Genomic DNA, 1,647 nt, shown 5'->3' on the forward strand with positions numbered 1-1,647 from the left:
TTGACCTGAACGCCAAGCTAGCTGAATGGGAGGCCTTTTATAACTATCACAGGCCTCACGGAAGCTTGGGCGGAAAAACGCCTTATGAACGCTTGATTGAAAAAATGAGATAATTTTTTCGGTCAGCCGAGGTTGTGCTTATCACACCTCAGACGTCTTGCGTCTCCACTTTCCCCTTTGCCTCCTTTGCTTCCAGCCCGACGAGGGTCTCTGCCTGTTCCTGTTCCTGTTCTTTAGGAGGCCCACCGATCACTTTCAACTCGCTTGTGCTATCCCTGTAATACGAACGATAGTTGCGCATTTTAGCCTTTCCTCCCCATTGCGCGCATCCTTCAGAAGGTTGTCGAGTGCGTCCGTTATCCTTCTGGTTGCGTTTTTCATCCAGATCGGCAATCTGGAGCGTTCATAAAAACATTTCCTTTGGCAAGGAATCTATTTCTTGAGTTCTTTGAGCTTCTTGACCATGGCCTAGCCCAGGTTTTTGGTGCTTTTGGGATTCTGGGCCGTAATCAAGAGGTCATCCTCCACCACATGGGAGCCAAAAGGCACCATTGCCTTGCTGTATCGCCTCCTCGCTTTTGTAGTTCTTCCTCCAGATTGAATGCTATCCAGTGATACCTGGGCATGAAGTCGTCGGTCGAATAGTCGAACTAGGCGAACAGGCGAAGGGGTTGCAGATCGGGCAGCGCGTGGCCGTGGGCTGAAACGTGCGCAGTTGCAAGCGGATGAGCGCAACTCGATAATGCGGCCATAGAGAGGCGTGCCACCCGTGGTTTCCAGGTCCAGGATGACGTGAGGGAAAGGAAGCAAGGTTACGCAGGAGTGGGGGTAGTGCTGATTTCGATTAGTCTTTTCCGTCCTTCCCACTCACTGCCGCCTTGAGCGTGGCGCCCGGTTTGAATGCAGGCACCTTGGAGGCGCCAATCTTCAATTGCTCGCCTGTCTTGGGATTGCGGCCAGTGCGCTCGCTACGCTCGCGTACCTCGAAGGTGCCCAAATCCCGGCAGGGAAATGGAATCGCCTTTCTGCAGGATCTCCGTGATGGTTTCGGTCAATGTTGTCACGGTCCGGGCGGCTTGAGCCTTGCTGGAGCCGGTTTAGCGGCTATGGCTTCGATAAGCTCATTCTTGTTCATAAGTCTTTTTCCCTTTTAGTTTTCAAATTCCTGCCAGCTTAACAGTTAATCGGGCGGGATAAGGAATCAATGAAATGGCGGTTTATGAGAGATTTTCGCAATGCTGCGAAACTTTCCCATTTCTCGTTTGCCGCTTGTCACAGACCAAGCCAGCCGCCCATTACTTGAGGCGGTACGCTTCGCCTGTCATGGTCTGTGATCCGCAAAGCTTTGCGGCCGCGGCACACTTGAGTTCCCCTTAAGTTTCCTTTGCGTCGGCACGGCCCAGTGCTTCCCGCGCCAATCCCCCCACAATCCCCCCAACGTTTCGTGAGGGGGACTTGTGGGGGGATAAACGAATACGCGGCAAGCTCTAGTCCCGCTTATTGCCTGCTACTTACCCCACCCATTCCCAACCCTTTCCCGTGAGGGCAAGGGCTGTCTCCCCACTCCCGTCGCCCCCAGGGGCGAGGCGAGGAGAGTCCGAGCGAGAGGATCAGTTTTTTCGATTCTCGGTTCTTGAACTTTCACTT

Annotated in this window: 5 protein-coding genes; 2 read left to right on the top strand and 3 right to left on the bottom strand. The window is 53.5% G+C overall.

All coding sequences use genetic code 11. The annotated features are described in order from the left end of the window. Positions 1 to 5: 5 nt before the first annotated feature. A complete protein-coding gene (locus BMY01_RS16875) occupies positions 6 to 113 on the top strand; it encodes an integrase core domain-containing protein (protein ID WP_074749266.1) in 108 nt (35 codons plus the stop codon). 35 nt (positions 114 to 148) lie between these two features. Here BMY01_RS16875 and BMY01_RS17970 read toward each other — a convergent pair whose 3' ends face one another. Further along, the gene (locus BMY01_RS17970; protein WP_175463313.1) at positions 149 to 301 is read right to left on the bottom strand and encodes a hypothetical protein; all 153 of its coding nucleotides are present in this window, start codon (positions 299 to 301) and stop codon (positions 149 to 151) included. 310 nt (positions 302 to 611) lie between these two features. Between BMY01_RS17970 and BMY01_RS16880 the strand changes: the two genes are divergently transcribed. Further along, on the top strand, positions 612 to 704 hold the full coding sequence (locus BMY01_RS16880; RefSeq protein ID WP_302848439.1) for an alcohol dehydrogenase catalytic domain-containing protein: 93 nt from the start codon (positions 612 to 614) through the stop codon (positions 702 to 704). Positions 705 to 844: 140 nt separating this feature from the next. On the opposite strand, the gene BMY01_RS18995 is transcribed toward BMY01_RS16880, so the two are convergent. After that, entirely contained in the window at positions 845 to 997 is a 153-nt protein-coding gene (locus BMY01_RS18995; RefSeq protein WP_439331421.1) for an HU family DNA-binding protein, read from the bottom strand. Beyond that, a complete protein-coding gene (locus tag BMY01_RS19000; protein ID WP_439331422.1) occupies positions 969 to 1,064 on the bottom strand; it encodes a hypothetical protein in 96 nt (31 codons plus the stop codon). The genes BMY01_RS18995 and BMY01_RS19000 overlap by 29 nt, the downstream gene beginning before the upstream one ends. Positions 1,065 to 1,647 lie beyond the last annotated feature (583 nt).

The organism is Nitrosospira multiformis, from assembly GCF_900110185.1.
In the GTDB taxonomy this organism is placed as follows: Bacteria; Pseudomonadota; Gammaproteobacteria; order Burkholderiales; family Nitrosomonadaceae; genus Nitrosospira; species Nitrosospira multiformis_A.